Below are 19,460 nucleotides of genomic sequence, written 5' to 3'. Positions count from 1 at the left end.
GTGCCAGCCTGCCGCTCCTTCGCGAAACGAGCGCCGTAATCCATGACCGACGACGCCCCTTCGCCCTCGCATGCCGGTCGACGGGACACGTTCTCGGCGACCATGGCCGACGCCGTGCCCATCCTGATCGGCTATGTCGACGCCGACCGCCGCTACCGCTTCGTCAACCGCGCCTACGAGACCTGGTTTGGCGTCCGCCGCGAGGAGATCGAGGGCCGGTCCCTGCTCGAGGTCATGGGCGCGGACGCCTATGAGCGGGTGCGAGACCATGTGGATGGGGCCCTGGAAGGCCATAGCCTGACCTTCGAGGGCGAGGTGCCCTACCAGGCTGCGGGCCTGCGCCATGTCGAGGCCAAGTACGTGCCCGACGTGGCCCCGGACGGCGCGGTGCTGGGCTACTACGTGCTGGTCACCGACATCTCGGCGCGCAAGCGGGCCGAGGCCGAGCTGGCGCGCCTCTTGGTGCGCGAGCGGCGCCGGGCCCTGATGCTGGATCTGGGCCGCCAGCTGCGCGAGGAAAGCGAGGTTTCGGCCATCGCCGACAAGGCCTGCGCCGTGCTGGCCGCTCAACTGGGCGCCCAGCGGGCCGGCTATGCCGAGGTGGATCTGGCCGGCGTCTCGACCCAGATCATCGGCGAGTGGGGCGGGCAGGGCGTGCAGCCCCTGGTCGGGCCGCTGTTCGTGCTCGACGACTTCGGTCCGGCGATGAGCGACGACCTGCGGGCCGGCGTGCAGGTGGTCATCGACGATGTCCGTGAGGACGTGCGCACCCGTCACAGCCTGGAAGCTTACGTGGCGCTCGATATCCGGGCCTTCGTGGCCGTGCCGCTGGTCAAGGCCGGGCGGCTGGTTTCCTACCTCTTCGTCTGCCAGGAATGCGCCCGCACCTGGGGCGTCGACGAGGTCGCCTTCGTCGGCGACGTGGCTGAGCTGATCTGGGCCGCCAGCGGCCGGGCCAGGGCCGATGCGGCCCTGCGCCAGGCCGAGGAGACCGAGCGCCTGCTGATCCGCGAGGTCGACCACCGGGCCAAGAACGTGCTGGCGGTGGTGCAGTCGCTGGTTCAGCTGACGCCCTTTGTCGACAAGCGCCAGTACGTCACCGCGCTCAGCGGCCGCATCGGCTCGCTGGCCCGCTCGCACAGCCTGCTGTCGACCACCCGCTGGACCGGGGCTGTGCTGCGCGCCCTGCTGGAGCAGGAGCTGGAGGCCTACAGCGTCGAACACGAGAGCCGCGTGGTGCTCGACGGCCCGCCGGTGCTGATCCGCGCCGAGGCGGCCCAGTCGCTGGGCCTGGTCGTGCACGAGCTGGCCACCAACGCCAGCAAGTACGGCGCCCTGTCGGCCCCCGGCGGCGTGCTGGAGGTGCGCTGGACCTGGGAGGCCGGGCGCCTGATCGTCGACTGGCGCGAGAGCGGTGGGCCGCCGACGGCGGCGCCGGTGCGGCGGGGCTTCGGCTCCACCCTGATCCAGAACGCCGGCAAGCAGCTGGGCGCGCAGGTCGCGCACGACTGGCGGGCCGAGGGGTTGCATTGCCGGATCGAGCTGTCGCGAGGCGCGCTGCCCCATGCGAGCTGCGGCGAGCGCTCGACCGCCACGACCAGCGCTCCGCCCGACGGCGGCTTGCAGGACCAGCGGGTGCTGGTGGTCGAGGACGAGGCCCTGGTGGCCATGGAGCTGGCCCGCGTGCTGGCCCTGGCCGGCGCCCAGGTGGTGGGTCCCGCCGGCGACGTCGAAGAGGCCCTGGAACTGATCGAGAGCAGCCTGATCGACCGCGCCGTGCTCGACGTGAACCTCGGCGGGCGGATGGTCACCCCCGTTGCCAAGGCCCTGGCCGAGCGGGCGATCCCCTTCGTCTACCTGACCGGCTACCAGGAGCCGGGCCTCGACGACGGTCCCGTGTTGCACAAGCCGGCCGCCCCCGAGGCGCTGGTCAGCGCCCTTGCGGGGCGGCGGGTGGAGCGGGTCTAGGGACGCCGCTGGCGACACCCCGCCGCATCTCGCGACCTTGACTCCGGCCTCCATCGGGATCAGAACAAAATGTGAACGGAGGTCGCCATGCCCGGCTCGCGCGAGGCGCGTATCGAGGCCCTGAGAGGTCGGATCGCCGCCATTGAGGCGGGGACTCGGACTCCGACTCAGGTCCTGCCGTTCGGCGATCCGAGCATCGACGGCCACCTGCCCGGCGGGGGGCTGCCAAGGGCAGGCTGGCACGAAGTGGTCGGCGAGGGGCTGGAGGGCGAGAGCGGGGCGGCGACGGCGGCCTTCGCCGCGCTGCTGGCCCGGCCCAAGGCGCTTTCGGGGGCTGCGAAGGGGGCGGTGGTCTGGGTGCTGCGGCGTTCGGATCTCTATGTCCCAGGCCTGGTGAACCTGGGCTTTCCGGTCGAGCGGCTGGTGATGGTGCGGGTCCGCGACGAGGCCGAGGGGCTGAGCGTGCTGGAGGACGCCCTGGCCACGCCCGGCGTCGCCGTCGCCATCGGCGAGGCCGAGGCTCCCGACCTGGTGGCCGGCCGCCGCCTGCAACTGGCCTGCGAGCGGTCGGGAGGCTTTGGGGTGGTGCTGCATCGCCGGCCCTATGGCGGACCGGCCAGGGGCGCGACCGGCTCGGCCGCCTTCAGTCGCTGGCGGGTGGGGCCGGCGCCAGGGCGTGCGCCGCCGGATGGGCTAGGCCTTGGCCCGCCCGCCTGGCGCGTGGCGCTGGAACGCTGCCGTGGCGGACGCCCGGGGGCGTGGATCCTGGAACATTCGGAGGCCGATCATGGCCCGCATCCTTTCCGTGTGGTGTCCGAACTGGCCGATCACGACTTGGCGCAGACACCACCCGAACGTCTTCGCAGGGCCGGGTGAGGGGGGACCCCCTCAGTCGGCTTCGCCGACAGCTCCCCCAAAGGGGCAGCATCTTGGCGCCGCGCCAGCCAGATCCTCCCCCCCTGGGGGAGGTGGCCCGGAGGGCCGGAGGGGGTCTTTTTCGCAAGATCCCCCCTTCGCCCTGCTGGTCTCCGAACGCGGGACCCGTCGTCTCGCCGCCGTCGACGCCGCCGCGCGGCGCCTGGGCCTGTCCGCCGGCCAGAAGGCCGCCGACGCCCTGGCCCTGGTTCCGCAACTGGTCACCGCCGACCACGATCCCGACGCCGACCGCCGGGCGCTGGAGAGCCTTTGCGACTGGTGCGTGCGGTTCTCGCCGGCCGTGGCGGTCGACGGCGATGACGGCCTGCTGCTCGACATCACCGGGACCGACCACCTGTGGGGCGGCGAGGAGGCCATGCTGGTCGACCTCTTGGAGCGGCTGGAACGCTGGGGCGTTCCGGCCCGCGGGGCGATCGCCGACACCGCCGGCGCGGCCTGGGCCCTGGCTCGCTATGGAGAGGCGCGTTTCGGACGGGGCCAGGCGGTGGTTGCGCCCGGCGGCCAGCGCGAGGCGCTCGCCGACCTGCCGGTGGCGGCCCTGCGGCTGGACGAGGCGGCGCAGGCCCAGCTGCCGCGCCTTGGCCTGCATCGCGTGGGCCAGCTCTACGCCCTGCCGCGCGCCCAGATGGCCAAGCGCTTCGGACTTTCCTTCACCCAGCGCCTGGACCAGGCCCTGGGGGCTGCGGGCGAGGCCCTGGCCTTCCGCCGGCCAGCCAGTCCTTGGTTCGAGCGCCTGGCCTTCTTCGAGCCGATCAGCGCGCCCGAAGACCTGGCCCGCGTCGCCGCCGACGTGCTGGCCCTGATCTGCAAGCGGCTGGAGGGCGGGGGGCGCGGGGCCAAGCGCTTCGAGGTCGTGTTCCACCGCCTGGACGGCAAGACCTTTCCCGTACCCGTCGGCCTGGCGCGTCCGGGGCGCGACGCGGTGCGGCTGGCCAGGCTGGTGGCGCCCAAGCTCGACCGGGTCGATCCGGGCTTTGGGATCGACGTGATCACCGTCCATGCCCATGCGGTCGAGGCCCTGGCGCAGGGACAGGGCCGGATCGACGCCGAGCTCGACGCGGCCGAGGCCTTGGCGCCGCTGGTCGACCGGCTGGTCAATCGCCTGGGAGAAGGGCGGGTCTGGCGGCCCGATCCGGTGGAGAGCCACGTGCCCGAGCGCGCCGTGGCCCGCGCCGCGCCCCTGGCCGCGCCGACGACCGCCCAGCCATGGAACCCCGACCTGCCGCGCCCGACGCGGCTGCTCAAGCGTCCCGAACCCATCGAGGTGATGGCCATGCTTCCTGATGAGCCTCCGATGCATTTCACCTGGCGCAACCGGCGTCACCGCGTGCGCGCCGCCGAGGGGCCCGAGCGCATCGGCCAGGAATGGTGGCGCGGCGATTTCGACGACACGGGTCCGGGCCGGATCCGCGACTATTACCGGGTGGAGGATGAGGCCGGCGGCCGGTTCTGGATCTATCGGCAAGGGCTCTATGGCGACGATGCGTTGCCGAAGTGGTGGCTGCATGGCCTGTTTGGTTGATCAGATCCTCCCCCTCTGGGGGAGATGGCCCGTAGGGCCGGAGGGGGGCCGTTCTCAGCTTCCGCGACGGCTGACGTTCACCAGCCGCTCCCCCCTCCGTCCGCTTCGCGGACACCTCCCCCACGGGGGGAGGATCTTGCTGGCCGGCTCATCCTTGCTCCTCCCCCGTGAAACGGGGGAGGGGGACCGCGAAGCGGTGGAGGGGGCTAGACTGGGCGCCGTGCGAGCCGTCGCCTCCTCCGTCACGCTGCGTATCCGCAGCGCGCCACCTCCCCCGCTTCGCGAGGGAGGAGCTTCATGACAGCCTATGCCGAGCTCCAGGCCACGACCAACTTCTCGTTCCTGCGCGGGGCCTCCCACGCCGAGGAGCTGATGCTGACCGCCGAGGCCCTGGGCCTTGCCGCCGTGGGCGTGGTCGACCGCAACAGCCTGGCCGGGGTGGTGCGGGCCTGGACGGCCGCCAGGAAGCTGAAGGTCCGGGCCCTGGCCGGCTGTCGCCTGGATTTCGCCGACGGAACGCCGAGCCTGCTGTGCTATCCCTCCGACCGCGAGGCCTTCGCGCGGCTGACCCGCCTGCTGACGGTGGGCCAGCGGCGGGCGGGCAAGGGCGAATGCATCCTGTCGTGGGCCGACTTCGTCGAGCACGGCGAGGGGCAACTGGTCCTGGTCGTGCCGCCCCAGACGCTGGACGCGGCCTTCGAGGCCGACCTGCATCGCATCGCCGCCGCGCTGAAAGGCCGGGTATGGCTGGCCGCGTCCCGCGCCTACGCAGCCCAGGACCTCAAGCGCCTGGCGAGGCTGGACGCCCTGGGGGAGGGCGCCGGGGCGCCGATGGTCGCCACCAACGACGTGCTCTATCACGGTCCCGAGCGGCGGCCCCTGCAGGACGTGATCACCTGCGTGCGCGAGCATTGCACGATCCAGGAGGCCGGTTTCCGGCTGGAGGCCAACGCCGAGCGCCACATCAAGGCCCCGGCCGAGATGGCGCGCCTCTTCGAGCGCTGGCCGCGGGCCATCGCGCGCACCGTCGAGATCGTCGATCGCATCGGCTTCGACCTCAAGGATCTGAAGGAAGAGTATCCCGACGAACCGGTGCCGCCGGGCAAGACCTCGATGCAGCACCTGACCGACCTGACCTGGGCCGGGGCGGCCTGGCGCTATCCGGACGGGGTTCCGCCAAAGGTGGCCGCCCAGCTGAAGGAAGAGCTGCGGCTGATCGCCAAGATGGACTACCCCAACTACTTCATCACCGTGCACGACATCGTGCGTGAGGCGCGGTCGATGGGAATCCTGTGCCAGGGGCGCGGTTCGGCGGCCAATTCCTCGGTCTGCTTCTGCCTGGGGGTGACGGCCATCGATCCCACCGAGCACCGGCTGCTGTTCACCCGCTTCATCTCCGAGAACCGGGGCGAGCCGCCCGACATCGACGTCGACTTCGAGCACGAGCGGCGCGAGGAGGTGATGCAGTACGTCTACAAGCGCTATGGCCGGGAATATGCGGCCATCTGCGGCACGGTGATCCATTACCGCCCGCGCAGCGCCATCCGCGACGTCGGCAAGGCGCTGGGGCTGACCGAGGACGTCACCAGCCTGCTGGCCGGCACGGTCTGGGGCAGCTGGGGCGACGGCCTGCCCGAGGAGCACCTGAAGAACGCAGGACTGGATCCCAAGGCCCCGGAGATCGCCCGCGCCGTGGCCCTGGCCACCGAGCTGATGGGCTTTCCCCGCCACCTGTCGCAGCACGTGGGCGGCTTCGTGCTGACCAAGCGGCGGCTGGACGAGACCGTGCCGATCGGCAACGCGGCGATGAAGGACCGCACCTTCATCGAGTGGGACAAGGACGACATCGACAGCCTGTCGCTGATGAAGGTCGACGTGCTGGCGCTTGGCATGCTGACGGCGATCCAGCGGGCCTTCGGCATGCTGCGGGCCGATCACGGCGAGCCGATCCATGACCTGGCCGACGTGCCCAAGGAGGTGGCGGGCGTCTACGACATGCTGTGCGTGGCCGACAGCATCGGGGTGTTCCAGGTGGAGAGCCGGGCGCAGATGTCGATGCTGCCCAGGCTGCGGCCCCGGGAGTTCTACGATCTGGTCATCGAGGTGGCGATCGTGCGCCCCGGGCCGATCCAGGGCGACATGGTGCATCCGTATCTCAAGCGCCGGAACAAGCTGGAGCCGGTGGACTGGCCCAAGCCGGATCCGAAGCATGGTTCTGAAGACGAACTGAAGGGCATTCTCGGCAAGACCTACGGCGTGCCGTTGTTCCAGGAACAGGCCATGAGCTTGGCCATCGAGGCGGCCAAGTTCTCGCCCGACGAGGCCGACGGCCTGCGCAAGGCGATGGCCACCTTCCGCAACCTGGGCACGCCGGCCGAGTATCGGGTGAAGTTCGTCGAGGGCATGGTGGCGCGCGGCTACCAGCGCGACTTCGCCGAGCGCTGCTTCAAGCAGATCGAGGGCTTTGGCCACTACGGCTTTCCGGAAAGCCACGCGGCCAGCTTCGCCAAGCTCGTCTACATCTCGGCCTGGATCAAATGGGCCTGGCCGGACGTGTTCTGCGCGGCCCTGATCAATTCCCAGCCGATGGGTTTCTACCAACCCTCGCAGCTGGTGCGCGACGCCCGCGAGCACGGGGTCGAGGTGCGGCCGCCGGATGTGATGAGCAGTGATTGGGACTGCACGCTGGAACATCGTTCCTCCCCCGCTTCAGCGGGGGAGGGGGACCGCGAAGCGGTGGAGGGGGCGAGTTCAAGCGCCGCGCTCCGTCACTCGCCCCCTCCGTCACGGTGCGTATCCGCACCGCGCCACCTCCCCCGTTTCTCGGGGGAGGAGCGACGAGACCCACGCTTCGTCTCCAACGAGGACACCCGTCCCCGCTGGAAGGCGCTGCGCCTGGGTTTCCGCCAGATCAAGGGACTCAAGGAAGCCGACGTCAAAGCCCTGTCGAAAGCCCGCGACGAAGGTGCGCGCACCCCGGCCGAGTTCGCGCAGGGCGGCGTGCCCCAGCGGGCCCTGGAGCTGCTGGCCGAGGCCGACGCCTTCGCCTCGGTGGGGCTGTCGCGGCGCGAGGCGCTATGGGCGGTCAAGGGGCTGAAGGGCGAACACAAGGCGCCGGTCCAGGCCCCGCTGCTGGCCGGCCTGCCGCTGTTCGAGGACAGGGTCGCCCTGCCGGCCATGGGCGCGCCGCAGGAGGTGGCCGAGGACTACCGCACCACCAGCCTTTCCCTGAAGGCCCATCCGTGCGGCTTCTACCGGCCGATGCTGGCTAAGATGGGCGCGGTGACCGCCGACCAGCTGCCCAGGTTCAGGAACGGCCAGAAGGTGTCGGTCGGGGGGCTTGTCCTGATCCGCCAGCGGCCGGGCACGGCCAAGGGCGTGGTGTTCGTCACCCTGGAGGACGAGACGGGCGTGGCCAACGCGGTCGTCTGGAAGGACCGCTTCGAGGCCGACCGCAACGTGGTGATGACCGCCTCCTTCCTGGTGGTGCACGGCCGCGTACAGGCGGCCGAGGGCGTGATCCACATCGTCGCCGAGGGCTTCACCGACTTGTCGGCGCAGCTGTCGACGCTGAGGGACGAGCCGGGCGCGCCGGCGCCGAGAGTGCGCCAGAAGGTGTCCGGGCGCCTGCTGCGCAGCCGGGATTTTCACTGAGGAGAACAGGGAAGGCGCTTGCTCTTCCTTCCGTAAAATCCCCGCGAAGGCGGGGACCCAGGCTTTTTCTGAAACGCGCGGCGCTCGACGATAAAACGCCTGGGGCCCCGCCTTCGCGGGGGTTTTACGGTTATGGACGACTGTCTCGCGCGTTCGAGCCGCGAGGTGGAAAGATCAGGCGGTCGCCTTCTCCGCCGTCGTCGCCCGCAGGCGCTCGACCAGGGCGAACAGCTGCGCCCGCACGCCGAACTCGTCGCCGGCGACGGCGGCGGCTTCTAGGGCGGCCAGGGTCGCCTCGTCGATGCGCGGCGTCGGCACTACGGGCGTGGCCTCGATCACGCCGGCCGTTTTCGGCGCGGCGGTCTCGTTGATGTCGACCAGTTCCTCGGTGAGCTTCTCACCCGGACGCAGGCCGGTGATGCGGATCTCGATGTCCTTGCCGGGGACGAGGCCCTGCAGCTCGATCATCCGATGGGCGAGATCGATGATCTTCACCGGCTCGCCCATTTCCAGCGTCAGCACGCCGGCCGGCGGGGCGGCGTCGGCGGCCGACTGGGCGACGGCCCGCAGAACCAGCGACACCGCCTCGGGGATGGTCATGAAGTAGCGCTCGACATTGGCGTCGGTCAGGGTGACCGGGCCGCCGCGGGCAATCTGGTGGCGGAACACCGGCACGACCGAGCCGGCCGAGCCCAGCACGTTGCCGAAGCGCACGACGCCGACCCGCATCCTGCCGCCGCCGCCGAACTGGCGGGCCACGGCCTCGGCCACGCGCTTGGTGGCGCCCATGACGCTGGAGGGGGCCACGGCCTTGTCGGTCGAGATCAGGGCGAAGTGCGACGCGCCGGCGGCCTTGGCGGCCATGGCGACGTTGCGGGTGCCCAGCACGTTGGTGCGCACGCCCTCGCACGGATGGCTCTCGACCATCGGCACGTGCTTGAGGGCGGCGGCATGGAAGACGATGTCCGGCTGCTCGGCAGCCAGCAGGCGGGTCACGCGGCCTTCGTCGCGCACGTCGCACAGGGCCTCGCGGCGCGGCAGGGCCGGCCAGGCCTCGGCGATCTCGCGGTCGATCAGGAAGAGGTTGGCTTCCGAGGCGTCGACCAGGGTCAGGTGGGCCGCGCCGCTGGCGGCGATCTGGCGGCACAGCTCCGAGCCGATGCTGCCGCCGGCCCCGGTGACCAGCACGCGGCGGCCGCTGACCAGGGCGCGGACGGGGGCGGGGTCGAGGCGCACGGGCGCGCGGCTGAGCAGCTCCTCAAGGCTGATCTCGCGCAGAGCGGCCGCCGTGGGACCTTCGCCCATCTCGACCACGCCTTGGCGACGCAGCAGGCGCACGCCCTCGCTCTTCAGCCGGCCCAGGCGCTCGGCCCCGAAGGCGCTCAGGGGCGCCTCGGCCAGGAACAGTACGGCGGCCGGCGACAGGCCGCCGTCGCTGAGCTGGCGCATGACGGCGTCGAAGCGGTCGATGGCGCCCAGCACGCAGACGCCGCGGATCTCGTCGCCGGTCTCTCGGGCCTGGGGAGTGAGCAGGCCGACCACGGCGTAGCGCTCGGCCAGAGCCGGCTCGCGCAGGAAGGCCTCGGCCTCGGCGGCCGTGCCGATGATCAGCAGGCGCGGCAGGGCCGGGTGGGCGGGCGCAGGACGCAGGCGCAGCAGGGCCTCGGCCAGCACGCCCTCGTGCAGGGCCCGGCGGCCGACGCGCAGGGCGGCCAGCAGGCCGATCTGCACGACGAAGGCGCCCAGGATGGTCCGCAGGCCGCCGTCGAGGTCGGGCAGGAACAGGTGCGCCAGCAGCGAGAAGGTCAGGGCCGTCAGGGCCGCCGAGCGGGCGATGCGCAGGTGGTCGGCGGCGGCTACGAACCGCCAGGGCGCCCGCTCCAGCCGGAACAGCAGCTCCACAACGAAGGCTGACAGGGCGTAGAGGCCGGCATGGGCCAGCAGGCCCGGCCGGTCGGTGTCGAAGCCGGCGGCCAGCACCTGCCCGATCAGCAAGGCCAGGAAGGCCAGGAAAACATGCGCTGCGATCTTGCCGGCGCGACCCATGGACGCTCGAACTCCGTTCAACTTTCGCGGATTAGCACGCTCCTGACGGCTCGTCGCCGATTCAGGGCCGATTCAGGCGCGGGCCAGCGCCAGGGTGGTCACTAGATCGCCAGCCAGGGCGGCTGGCGCGCCGGCCGGGCGCATGACCAGGGCGTCGGCGCGGGCGAAAACGCCGACCAGCGAGGAATCCTGGTCGGGGAAGGGGGTGACGCTCACCCGGCCCTCGGCGTCGATCGTGCGGGCCGCGCGCATCCAGTGCTCGCGTGGGCCGTTGGCGGGCAGGGGGGCGGCCAGGCGCGCGACGCCGAACGGCAGGGCCGCATCGGCGCCTGACAGGGCCGCCAGCAACGGGCGCAGGAAGAGCTCGGCGCAGACCAGGGCCGAGGCCGGATTGCCCGGCAGGCCCAGCACCCGGCGACCGCCCTCGATGAAGCCGAACCAAGTGGGCTTGCCCGGGCGCAGGGCGATGGTCTGGACGCGCAGATCCAGGCCCAGCCGCTGCATGGCGGGCTTGACCAGATCGTAGTCTCCGACCGAGGCCCCGCCGATCGTCACCACCAGGTCGACGGCCGCGCCGGCCACGGCGGCGGCGATGGCCTCGACGGAGTCGGCGGCGGGAGCGAGCTTGATCGCCTGTCCGCCCCAGGCCTCGATCAGGGCCGCCAGGCTGAACGATCCGGACTCGAAGATCTGGTCGGACGCGGGCGCGCCGCCGGGCGCAACCAGTTCGTCGCCGGTGGCCAGGATCGCCACCTTGGGGCGGCGAACGACCGAAAGCTCGGCGCGGCCGGCGGCGGCGGCCAGCGACAGCCGCCAGGGATCGACGCGCACGCCGGCCTCCAGCAGGCGATCGCCCGAACGGAAGTCGCCGCCGGCCGGGCGGATGTTGGTCTTGGGATTGTCGCCCGCCGCGAAGGTCACGCGCTCGCCGTCGCGGGTCGCCTCCTCCTGGATGACAACAAGGTCGGCGCCGGCCGGCACGGGGGCGCCGGTGAAGATCCGCACCGCCTGGCCAGCCTGCACAGCCTGCCGGTAGGCCCGGCCGGCGGCGCTTTCGCCGACGATCGCGAAGCTGTCGACAGCGCCGTAGTCGGCCCGCCGGATCGCCCAGCCGTCCATGGCCGAGGCGTCGAAGGGCGGCTGGTGGCGGTCAGCGACGATGTCTTCCGCCAGCATCCGGCCGACGGCCTGAGACAAGGCGACGGCCTCGACGCCCAGGCGCGCGGCGCCGTCCAGCATGCGGCCGCGGGCGTCCTCGACGGTCAGGTTCTTCAGGGTCTGGCTCACGGACCGGAGGTCTCCGTCAGGGGGCGGCGTGGGTCAATCGAAACCTGCGCCGGCCCCGCCCGGCTTGTACCGGTTTGGCGGAATGCCCAGCAGGCGCTTGAACATGGTCGAGAAGGCGGCCGGGCTGTCGTAGCCAAGGTCCAGGGCGATGGTCGTCACCGGCTCGCCGGCCGCGAGACGAGGCAGGGCGGCGAGCAACAGGGCCTGTTGCCGCCAGGCGCCGAAACTCATGCCGGTCTCGCGGCGGAAGGCGCGGGTGAAGGCCCTGCGGCCAAGGCCCAGTTCGCCGCACCAGTCGTCGATGGTCTCGTGCGGGGTCGGGCGCTCGAGAAAGGCGTGGCAGCGGCGGGCCAGGGCGGGCAGGGCGGGGAAGGGCACCGCCAGCGGGATCACCGGCGCGCGGGCCAGCTCGGCCAGCAGCAGGTTCATGACCAGGCCGTCGCGGCCTGCCTCGTCGTAATCGACGGGGATGTCGCAGGCGGCGATCAGCAGATGGCGCACCAGCGGCGAGACGCCGATCACCCGCCCGGCGTCGCCCAGCGCGGACGACGCCCGCTCGTCGAGCAGCACGCTGCGGGTGCTGACCGCGCCGACCATGCGGACTGAGTGGGGCACGCCCGCCGGCGTCCAGACGGCGCGTTCGGGCGGGGCGATCCAGGCGCCGTGCGGCGTTGAGACCACGGCCACGCCGGCGGCGGCGTAGAGCAGCTGGCCGCGCCCGTGCTGGTGCCAGTCCAGCTCGAACGAGGGCGGGTATTCGTTGCCGGTGGCGACCACCGGACGGGGGGAGCGGTCGTAGTCGTCGGGATTGACCCAGGGCTTGGCCATCTGTCCCACTTGCGAAAGTGAAAGTCCCGATGCGGAATGCGGGACGCTGTTTCAGGTCCTATCGCGGTCGCACCTTCACTGGAAGAGCTCGATGACCGACACCGCGATCCGATCCCCCGCCGCCGATCCGTCCAGCCCGCAGGCGCAGACCACGGTGTTCGGCGTGATCCTCGCCATCAGCGGCTGCCACCTGCTCAACGACATGATGCAGTCGCTGCTGCCGGCCATCTATCCGAACCTGAAGATCGACCTGCACCTGAGCTTCGGCGAGATCGGCCTGGTCACCCTGGCCTACCAGATCACCGCCTCGATCCTGCAGCCGCTGGTGGGGCTCTATGCCGACCGCCGCTCCAACCCGTGGGTGCTGCCGGGCGGGACGCTGTTCTCGCTGGCGGGCCTGGCGGTGCTGTCGGTGGCCCACGTCTACGGCCTTGTCCTGCTGGGCGCGTGCCTGCTGGGCGTCGGCTCGTCGGTGTTCCACCCGGAGTCCTCGCGGGTGGCGCGGATGGCGGCGGGCGGCCGGCCGGGCCTGGCCCAGTCGCTGTTCCAGGTGGGCGGCAACGCCGGCCAGGCGCTTGGACCGCTGGCCGCGGCCCTGGTCGTCGTGCGCTGGGGCCAATCGAGCCTGGCGCTGTTCGCGCTGCTGGCCCTGCTGGCCGGGGCGGTGCTGTGGAACGTCGCCGTCTGGGCCCGCCATCACGGCGCGGCGCGCCTGGCGGCGGGCGGCGGCCGCAAGATCGCCCTCGACTTGCCCAAGGGCGCGGCCGGCAAGGGCATCGCCATCCTGCTGGTGCTGATCTTCTCGAAGTACGTCTACATGGCCAGCCTGACCAGCTACTTCACCTTCTACCTGATCGAGCGCTTCCACGTTTCGGTCGAGAGCGCCCAGATGCACCTCTTCGCCTTCCTGGCGGCGGTGGCCCTGGGCACGGTCGCCGGCGGACCGGTGGGCGACCGCTTCGGCCGCAAGGCGGTGATCTGGATCTCGATCCTGGGCGTGCTGCCGTTCACGCTGGCTCTGCCCTACGCCGACCTGTTCTGGACCGGACCGCTGGTCGTGATCATCGGCCTGCTGCTGGCCTCGGCCTTCCCGGCCATCGTGGTGCTGGCCCAGGAGCTGGCGCCGGGCCGGATCGGCATGATCTCGGGCCTGTTCTTCGGCTTCTCGTTCGGCATGGGCGGCCTGGGGGCTGCGGTGCTGGGCGAACTGGCCGACTGGAAGGGCGTCGAGACCGTCTACAAGGTCTGCGCCGTGCTGCCGGCCCTTGGCCTGCTGGCCGCCTTCCTGCCGAACACCCGGAGGCGATGAGGGCTCAGGCCAGACAGCAAAAAGGCCAGCCTCGCGGCTGGCCTTTTCGTTTGAAGCGACCCTGGCTGGATCAGCCGACGAAGGCGCGCTCGATGACGAAGTCGCCGGGCTCGGCGTTGGAGCCCTCGACCAGGCCGTGGGCCTCCAGCAGGGCGGCGGTGTCCTTGATCATGGCCATCGAGCCGCACAGCATGGCGCGGTCGTGCTCGGGATCGAACTTGCCGCCTTCCAGGCCCAGGTCCTCGAACAGCTTGCCGCTGGTGATCAGGTCGGTGAAGCGGCCCTGCCGCTCGAACGCCTCGCGGGTGACGGTGGGGTAGTAGACGAGCTGAGCCTTGGCCTCGTCGCCGACCAGCGGATCCTCGTGGATCTCGCTGGTGAACAGGTCGCGATAGGCCAGCTCCTGCACTTCGCGCACGCCGTGGGCGACGATCACCTTCTCGAAGCGGCTGTAGGCGTCGGGGTCGCGGGCGACCGACAGCCACGGGGCCAGGCCCGTGCCGGTGCCGAACAGGAACAGGCGCTTGCCCCGCTTGACCGCGTCCAGCACCAGGGTGCCGGTCGGCTTCTTGCCGAGAAGAATCTGGTCGCCGGCCTTGATCTGCTGCAGGCGCGAGGTCAGGGGGCCGTCGGGCACCTTGATCGAGAAGAACTCCAGCTCCTCGGCGAACGAGGGCGAGCCGATCGAGTAGGCGCGCAGGACCGGCTTCTTCTCGCCCAGTTCCTCGCGGGCGGGCAGGCCGATCATCACGAACTCGCCCGAGCGGAAGCGGAAGCTGGCCGGACGGGTGATGGCGAAGCTGAACAGCCGGTCGGTCCAGTGCTTGACCCAGAGGACGGTCTCCAGGTGATGCGGGGACTCCTTGGCGGGAGCAGGGGCGGCGGCGGTGGCGGTCTCGGCCGTCATGTCTGTGATATCGATCCTGTTCGCGCGCGACGTGCGTAAGAAAAGTCGGGCGTCGCTCCGGCCCTGAAAGCGACCCGCGTCTCATGTGAGAAGTTGAGAGCGGATGTCAACTTTTGCTCTCTGAACCCGCTTTGAGAAAAAATTCTACGAGCAGCCCAAAATAACGCGGTTCGCTTTTTCCGACTGTGTCAAAAATGTGATTGCCGGCCACCCAAACGGGGCGCAGACTTCCTTTTGCTTCGTTCGCGAAGCCAACGATACGGAGGAACGTATGCGGGTAAGGTTCGTGATGGCCGCCGCGGCGGCCAGTCTGTTTGCGTTAGGCGTAGCGGGTTGTGAAGGCGGCGCCCAATCCAAAGCCGCCAAGGCCCAACAAGTGACCCTGGAAGGCAAGTCGGTGACGGCGAGCGGCTGCGTGCGGCCGGTCGAGAACACCAAGTGCCTCGTCGTGCGCGGCCCCAATGGCGGCTATTACGACGTTTCCAGCGCCAGCCCGGCTCCGGACCCCGCCAAGGGGGTCGGCGTCTCGCTGCGTGGTCGCGACCAGGGCAAGAACACCGAATGCGGCCGTGAGCTCACGGACGTCAAATGGTCCTACCTGAACGTCCAGTGCGCGGCGGCGACGCCGAGCGCCTCGACGGGCGCGGAGGAAAAGAAAGACGGCTGAGGCCGCCCGATCGCTTCGCCGTCCGCTCTTCGAACGGCTCTAGGGCTTCGGTGAAGGTTGCGCTTCAGCCTTCGCCGGAGCCGGGGTCGGTTCGCGTCTTCGACGTATCGACGCTGTCTTCGGCGCCGGCCGGTTCGGTGGCGGGGCGGGGCGGCTTGCCGTCTGCGTTCGGATTCGGTCGCTGATTCTCGTGCTCGACCTCTCGATTGGAGGGGCGCTCGCCGGTGTTCGCGGCCATATTTCATCCTTTCAAGGGCGGGGCGGGCCAAGAAACCTGTGAAAAGGCGCCGTTTGGCCCGCGACTTACGCAACAACGCGTGTCGAAGGCCTCCTGATCCGCTTGCCGGGCGCAAACGACCCTGCTACACGACGCCGCTCTGGCGCTGGGAAGCGTCGGCGGCGCCGCTCGCGGCCCTCCGGCCTCGACCGACGCCAAGGCTGCGGTCCTCTCTATCGGGACCGGAGTTCTGCAGGAGTGTAGCTCAGCTGGTAGAGCATCGGTCTCCAAAACCGAGGGCCGGGGGTTCGAGTCCCTCCACTCCTGCCACTATATGTCATCGGCCGGTCCGGCGTTCGGCCCGGCCTGTCAGATACGCGAGCCTCTGAAACCATGGCCAGGAAACCGGGATCCAGCCCGTCAGCGATCAAGAACCGCGCCGCCCGTACGGCCGCGGCGCTGGCCCCTGCCGGTCAGGCTCCGTCCGCGGCGGCCGCCGCCCCCAAGAAGCCTTTCAACCCGGTGCAGTTCATCCGTGAAGTGCGCGCCGAGGCCCGCAAGATCACCTGGACCACCCGCAAGGAGACCTGGATCACCTCGGTGATGGTCTTCATCATGGTGATCGTCGCCTCTGTGTTCTTCTTCGGCGTCGACTGGATTCTGGGTACGCTGGCCAATCTGCTGCTGAAGTTCGCGGCCGGATAAGACATATAAAGACCATGAGCACCGAAACCGCGACCAACCCGAACCACAAGTGGTACATCGTCCACGCCTACTCGAACTTCGAGAAGAAGGTGGCCGAGAGCATCCGTGAGCAAGCCAAGGCCCAGGGCCTGGAAGACAGCTTCTCCGAGATCCTGGTGCCGACCGAGGACGTCGTCGAGATCCGCCGCGGCCGCAAGGTCAACGCCGAGCGCAAGTTCTTCCCGGGCTACGTCCTGGTGAAGATGAACCTCTCGGACGAGGCCTACCACCTGATCAAGAACACCCCGAAGGTGACGGGCTTCCTGGGCAGCGGCTCCAAGCCGACGCCGGTTTCCGAAAAGGAAGTCCAGCGCATCGTCGGCGCGATCGAAGAGGGCGTCGAGAAGCCCAAGACCGTCGTGCTGTACGAAGTCGGCGAGAACGTCCGCGTCATCGACGGTCCGTTCGCCAGCTTCAACGGCTCGGTCGAGCAGGTCGACGAGGAGAAGGCCCGCCTGCGGGTCACCGTCTCGATCTTCGGCCGCGCCACTCCGGTCGAACTGGAATACAGCCAGGTCGAGAAGATCGCCTAGGCGATCCCTCCATCGAGCTTTCGAAAACCCCGCGCCGGCGACGGCGCGGGGTTTTTGCTTTTCGGGCTCCGCTTTTCCCGTCTGTCGCTGTGCTAAAGGCCAGTGGCGCGGCGCCTTGGCGCCTTTAGCCCTCGCGTGTCGCGAGAGGAGGGCGGGCCGTGCGCCACGATCGTATGAGGCAGGAGCACAAGTACGACGCCGCGATCGCGCACCTGCAGGCGGGGCGGACGCGGCCGGCGGAGGTCGCCCTGCGGGCCGTGGTGGCGGTGAATCCGCGTTCGGCTCCGGCGCACTATCATCTCGGCCTGGCCCTGCGCGGGGAGCGCAAGTGGAAGGCCGCCGGGCAGGCGTTCCGCGCCGCCGTCACCCTCGATCCGGCCAACGCCCGCGCCGAGGCGTCCCTGGCCTTGATGCTTCTGCAGACTGTGTCGCCGACAGCGGCCGAACCGCATGCCCGCCGGGCTGCCGCCGCCGACCCGAACGATCCGCTGATCATGGCCGCCCTGGGCAATATCCTGCGCTATCTGGGCCGGCTGACCGAGGCCAGGGCCGCCTTCGAGGCGGCCTTGCAGTTGGCGCCGGATCACATCGACGCTCGCTTCGGCCGCGGCTTCCTCAGCCTGCTCGAAGGTGACTTCGCCTCCGGGCTGATCGACTACGAATTTCGCGAGTCGCGGGTGGAAGGCGCCGATCCCGGCTTTGCGCCCCAGTGGCGAGGCGAGGACATTCGTGGACGCACCCTGCTGGCCTATGGCGAACAGGGGCTGGGCGACGGATTGCAGTTTCTGCGGTTCCTGCCGCGGCTGGCGGAGCAAGGCGTGGGGGTCACGGCCATGGTTCCCGGCCCGCTGACGGCCCTGGCCCGCGCCTCGCTGGGCGGCGTACGGGTGCTGGAGCCGGGAGACAGGCCCTCGTTCGACGTCTGCTGCCCCCTGCCCAGCCTGCCGCTCTATTGCGGGACCCGGCTGGAGACGATTCCGGCGCGCGGCGGCTACCTGTCGGCGCCCCCGGGGGCGCGTGGCGGCATGGAAGGCCCGCCTGGGCGACAGCGCCGACCTTACCGTCGCTCTGGTCTGGGCGGGCAACCCCGACCATACCAACGATCACAACCGCTCGATGGCGCTGGCCGACCTCGCGCCTTTGCTGCAGGTCCCCGGCGTGCGCTGGATCAGCCTGCAGAAGGGGCCGGCGGCCGCCGACCTGCCTCGCCGGCTGGGCGTGCTCGATCTGGGCGGCGAACTGAAGGACTTTGCCGATACTGCCGCCGTGATGACCCTGGCGGATCTGGTCGTGTCGGTGGATTCGGCCCCGTGCCACCTGGCCGGGGCCTTGGGGCGGCCGGTCTGGACCATGATCCCGTTCGCGCCCGACTGGCGCTGGGGCGTGACCGGGGCGGACACCGCGTGGTACGGCTCGATGAAACTCTATCGGCAGGCCTCGCTCGAGGAGGGCTGGATCCCCGCTGTCGAGGCCGCGGCACGCGACCTGGCCGCTCTGGTCGCCGCCCGCGTCTGAAGCGCTCCCGCCTGGCCGGCTGGACTCTCCGCCCCACGCCTGCTACACGCCGCGACCTCGCTCCGGGATCTGATTCCGGGGCGTGTTCGCCGTTAAGGCGGAACCAAATCCGTGGCAGGGCCGCCAAGCCCGCACCACGGCTCACCAGCGAGGGCCCCGGCCCTCACGAGAGGATAGTATGGCTAAGAAGATCCTGGGCTACATCAAGCTCCAGGTGAAGGCTGGCTCGGCCACGCCTTCGCCCCCCATCGGCCCGGCTCTGGGTCAGCGCGGCGTCAACATCATGGGCTTCTGCAAGGAGTTCAACGCGCGCACCGAGAACGTCGAAAAGGGCACCCCCCTGCCGACCGTGATCACGGTCTACCAGGACAAGTCGTTCACCTTCATCACCAAGACGCCTCCGGCGACCCACTACCTGAAGCAGATCACCGGCCTGAAGTCCGGCGCGAAGCTGACCGGTCGTGAGACCGTCGGCGAAGTGACGCGCACCCAACTGCGCGAAATCGCCGAAAAGAAGATGAAGGACCTGAACGCCAACGACATCGAGGCCGCCGCCAAGATCATCGAAGGCTCCGCCAAGGCCATGGGCCTGAAGATCGTGGAGGCCTAATCCAATGGCTACCCAACCCAAGCGCATCAAGGCCTGGACCGGCGACCGTGACGCCACCCACGCCGTCGCCGAAGCCATCGCTCTGGTGAAGGCCAACGCCAAGGCCAAGTTCGACGAGACCATCGAGATCTCGGTGAACCTGGGCGTCGACCCGCGTCACGCCGACCAGCAGGTCCGTGGCGTCGTTCAACTGCCGTCGGGCACGGGCCGTGACGTTCGCGTCGCCGTCTTCGCCAAGGACGCCAAGGCCGCCGAAGCCACCGCCGCCGGCGCCGAAGTCGTCGGCGCCGAAGACCTGGTCGAAAAGATCCAGAACGGCTTCATGGACTTCGACCGCGTCATCGCCTCGCCGGACATGATGGCCCTGGTCGGTCGCCTCGGTAAGGTGCTGGGCCCGCGCGGCCTGATGCCGAACCCGAAGGTCGGCACCGTGACCCCGAACGTCGCCCAGGCCGTCAAGGACGCCAAGAGCGGCGCCGTCGAGTTCCGCGTCGAAAAGGCCGGTATCGTGCACGCCGGCATCGGCAAGGCCTCGTTCACCGAGGAAGCCCTGCTGATCAACGTCAAGGCTCTGATCGACGCCCTGAACAAGGCCAAGCCGTCGGGCGCCAAGGGCGTCTACGTCAAGAAGATCGGCCTGTCGTCGACGATGGGTCCGGGCTTCAAGGTCGACGTGGCCTCGATCGGCGTCTAATCGACCGGTCGGAGTTCACTGAC

General features: G+C 70.2%; 16 protein-coding genes, 1 tRNA gene and 2 pseudogenes. 14 read left to right on the top strand and 5 right to left on the bottom strand.

Going from position 1 to position 19,460, the window contains the following annotated elements; genetic code table 11:
• The first annotated feature begins 42 nt into the window (after positions 1-42).
• From DDF67_RS20470 to DDF67_RS20455, 5 genes and pseudogenes are all read left to right on the top strand, one after another.
• Positions 43-1,968 carry an HWE histidine kinase domain-containing protein gene (locus DDF67_RS20470; protein WP_199229293.1) on the top strand — a complete coding sequence of 642 codons (1,926 nt, stop codon included), beginning with the start codon at positions 43-45 and terminating at the stop codon, positions 1,966-1,968.
• 87 nt (positions 1,969-2,055) lie between these two features.
• Positions 2,056-2,844, top strand: a complete 789-nt coding sequence (locus tag DDF67_RS20465) for an ImuA family protein (protein WP_109102669.1) — start codon at positions 2,056-2,058, stop codon at positions 2,842-2,844.
• On the top strand, positions 2,756-4,426 hold the full coding sequence (locus DDF67_RS20460) for a DUF6504 family protein (protein WP_109102668.1): 1,671 nt from the start codon (positions 2,756-2,758) through the stop codon (positions 4,424-4,426). The genes DDF67_RS20465 and DDF67_RS20460 overlap by 89 nt, the downstream gene beginning before the upstream one ends.
• A gap of 154 nt (positions 4,427-4,580) precedes the next feature.
• Positions 4,581-4,719 (top strand): annotated as a pseudogene (locus DDF67_RS25815) (hypothetical protein); the annotation flags it as partial.
• Between the two features lie 4 nt (positions 4,720-4,723).
• Positions 4,724-8,080: an error-prone DNA polymerase gene (locus DDF67_RS20455; protein ID WP_109102667.1), complete on the top strand. Its 3,357-nt coding sequence runs from the start codon at positions 4,724-4,726 to the stop codon at positions 8,078-8,080.
• A gap of 174 nt (positions 8,081-8,254) precedes the next feature.
• Here DDF67_RS20455 and DDF67_RS20450 read toward each other — a convergent pair whose 3' ends face one another.
• The 3 genes from DDF67_RS20450 to DDF67_RS20440 all read right to left on the bottom strand — a co-directional run bounded on the left by DDF67_RS20450 (position 8,255) and on the right by DDF67_RS20440 (position 12,241).
• On the bottom strand, positions 8,255-10,126 hold the full coding sequence (locus DDF67_RS20450) for a nucleoside-diphosphate sugar epimerase/dehydratase (protein ID WP_109102666.1): 1,872 nt from the start codon (positions 10,124-10,126) through the stop codon (positions 8,255-8,257).
• Positions 10,127-10,198: 72 nt separating this feature from the next.
• Entirely contained in the window at positions 10,199-11,413 is a 1,215-nt protein-coding gene (locus tag DDF67_RS20445) for a molybdopterin molybdotransferase MoeA (protein ID WP_269845466.1), read from the bottom strand.
• A gap of 33 nt (positions 11,414-11,446) precedes the next feature.
• The gene (locus tag DDF67_RS20440; RefSeq protein ID WP_109102665.1) at positions 11,447-12,241 is read right to left on the bottom strand and encodes an AraC family transcriptional regulator; all 795 of its coding nucleotides are present in this window, start codon (positions 12,239-12,241) and stop codon (positions 11,447-11,449) included.
• A gap of 91 nt (positions 12,242-12,332) precedes the next feature.
• Between DDF67_RS20440 and DDF67_RS20435 the strand changes: the two genes are divergently transcribed.
• Positions 12,333-13,550 (top strand): MFS transporter, encoded by a 1,218-nt coding sequence (locus tag DDF67_RS20435; protein ID WP_109102664.1) that lies wholly within the window; start codon positions 12,333-12,335, stop codon positions 13,548-13,550.
• Positions 13,551-13,620: 70 nt separating this feature from the next.
• Here the strand turns inward: DDF67_RS20435 and DDF67_RS20430 are convergent, their stop codons facing one another.
• Entirely contained in the window at positions 13,621-14,457 is an 837-nt protein-coding gene (locus DDF67_RS20430) for a ferredoxin--NADP reductase (RefSeq protein ID WP_109102663.1), read from the bottom strand.
• Between the two features lie 271 nt (positions 14,458-14,728).
• On the opposite strand from DDF67_RS20430, the gene DDF67_RS20425 reads away from it, so the two are divergent.
• Complete coding sequence (locus DDF67_RS20425) at positions 14,729-15,124, top strand: hypothetical protein (RefSeq protein ID WP_109102662.1); 396 nt, start codon at positions 14,729-14,731, stop codon at positions 15,122-15,124.
• Positions 15,125-15,188: 64 nt separating this feature from the next.
• Here the strand turns inward: DDF67_RS20425 and DDF67_RS25810 are convergent, their stop codons facing one another.
• Entirely contained in the window at positions 15,189-15,362 is a 174-nt protein-coding gene (locus DDF67_RS25810; protein ID WP_199229292.1) for a hypothetical protein, read from the bottom strand.
• Positions 15,363-15,595: 233 nt separating this feature from the next.
• On the opposite strand from DDF67_RS25810, the gene DDF67_RS20420 reads away from it, so the two are divergent.
• The 7 genes and pseudogenes from DDF67_RS20420 (at position 15,596) to rplA (ending at position 19,437) form a co-directional block, all read left to right on the top strand.
• Positions 15,596-15,671 (top strand) — tRNA-Trp (locus DDF67_RS20420).
• A gap of 63 nt (positions 15,672-15,734) precedes the next feature.
• Positions 15,735-16,046, top strand: a complete 312-nt coding sequence (gene secE, locus DDF67_RS20415) for a preprotein translocase subunit SecE (RefSeq protein WP_058346466.1) — start codon at positions 15,735-15,737, stop codon at positions 16,044-16,046.
• Between the two features lie 14 nt (positions 16,047-16,060).
• Positions 16,061-16,618, top strand: a complete 558-nt coding sequence (nusG, locus tag DDF67_RS20410) for a transcription termination/antitermination protein NusG (protein WP_058346465.1) — start codon at positions 16,061-16,063, stop codon at positions 16,616-16,618.
• Positions 16,619-16,791: 173 nt separating this feature from the next.
• A pseudogene (locus tag DDF67_RS26425) lies at positions 16,792-17,202 on the top strand (tetratricopeptide repeat protein); the annotation flags it as partial.
• A gap of 433 nt (positions 17,203-17,635) precedes the next feature.
• Positions 17,636-18,133: a glycosyltransferase family 9 protein gene (locus DDF67_RS20395; protein WP_109102661.1), complete on the top strand. Its 498-nt coding sequence runs from the start codon at positions 17,636-17,638 to the stop codon at positions 18,131-18,133.
• Positions 18,134-18,311: 178 nt separating this feature from the next.
• A complete protein-coding gene (rplK, locus tag DDF67_RS20390; protein ID WP_058346464.1) occupies positions 18,312-18,743 on the top strand; it encodes a 50S ribosomal protein L11 in 432 nt (143 codons plus the stop codon).
• A 4-nt stretch (positions 18,744-18,747) separates the two neighbouring features.
• Entirely contained in the window at positions 18,748-19,437 is a 690-nt protein-coding gene (rplA, locus tag DDF67_RS20385; RefSeq protein ID WP_109102660.1) for a 50S ribosomal protein L1, read from the top strand.
• The last annotated feature ends 23 nt before the right edge of the window (positions 19,438-19,460 follow it).

This window comes from Caulobacter endophyticus (genome assembly GCF_003116815.1).
GTDB classification, from domain to species: Bacteria; Pseudomonadota; Alphaproteobacteria; order Caulobacterales; family Caulobacteraceae; genus Caulobacter; species Caulobacter endophyticus.
This window is presented reverse-complemented; position numbering and strand designations above follow the sequence as displayed.

Bases quoted from the DNA above. Each gene is read 5' to 3' on its own strand.
- DDF67_RS20470 (WP_199229293.1), top strand. From the start codon at position 43: ATGACCGACGACGCCCCTTCGCCCTCGCATGCCGGTCGACGGGACACG.
- DDF67_RS20465 (WP_109102669.1), top strand. From the start codon at position 2,056: ATGCCCGGCTCGCGCGAGGCGCGTATCGAGGCCCTGAGAGGTCGGATC.
- DDF67_RS20460 (WP_109102668.1), top strand. From the start codon at position 2,756: ATGGCCCGCATCCTTTCCGTGTGGTGTCCGAACTGGCCGATCACGACT.
- DDF67_RS20455 (WP_109102667.1), top strand. From the start codon at position 4,724: ATGACAGCCTATGCCGAGCTCCAGGCCACGACCAACTTCTCGTTCCTG.
- DDF67_RS20450 (WP_109102666.1), bottom strand. From the start codon at position 10,126: ATGGGTCGCGCCGGCAAGATCGCAGCGCATGTTTTCCTGGCCTTCCTG.
- DDF67_RS20440 (WP_109102665.1), bottom strand. From the start codon at position 12,241: ATGGCCAAGCCCTGGGTCAATCCCGACGACTACGACCGCTCCCCCCGT.
- DDF67_RS20435 (WP_109102664.1), top strand. From the start codon at position 12,333: ATGACCGACACCGCGATCCGATCCCCCGCCGCCGATCCGTCCAGCCCG.
- DDF67_RS20430 (WP_109102663.1), bottom strand. From the start codon at position 14,457: ATGACGGCCGAGACCGCCACCGCCGCCGCCCCTGCTCCCGCCAAGGAG.
- DDF67_RS20425 (WP_109102662.1), top strand. From the start codon at position 14,729: ATGCGGGTAAGGTTCGTGATGGCCGCCGCGGCGGCCAGTCTGTTTGCG.
- DDF67_RS25810 (WP_199229292.1), bottom strand. From the start codon at position 15,362: ATGGCCGCGAACACCGGCGAGCGCCCCTCCAATCGAGAGGTCGAGCAC.
- secE (WP_058346466.1), top strand. From the start codon at position 15,735: ATGGCCAGGAAACCGGGATCCAGCCCGTCAGCGATCAAGAACCGCGCC.
- nusG (WP_058346465.1), top strand. From the start codon at position 16,061: ATGAGCACCGAAACCGCGACCAACCCGAACCACAAGTGGTACATCGTC.
- rplK (WP_058346464.1), top strand. From the start codon at position 18,312: ATGGCTAAGAAGATCCTGGGCTACATCAAGCTCCAGGTGAAGGCTGGC.
- rplA (WP_109102660.1), top strand. From the start codon at position 18,748: ATGGCTACCCAACCCAAGCGCATCAAGGCCTGGACCGGCGACCGTGAC.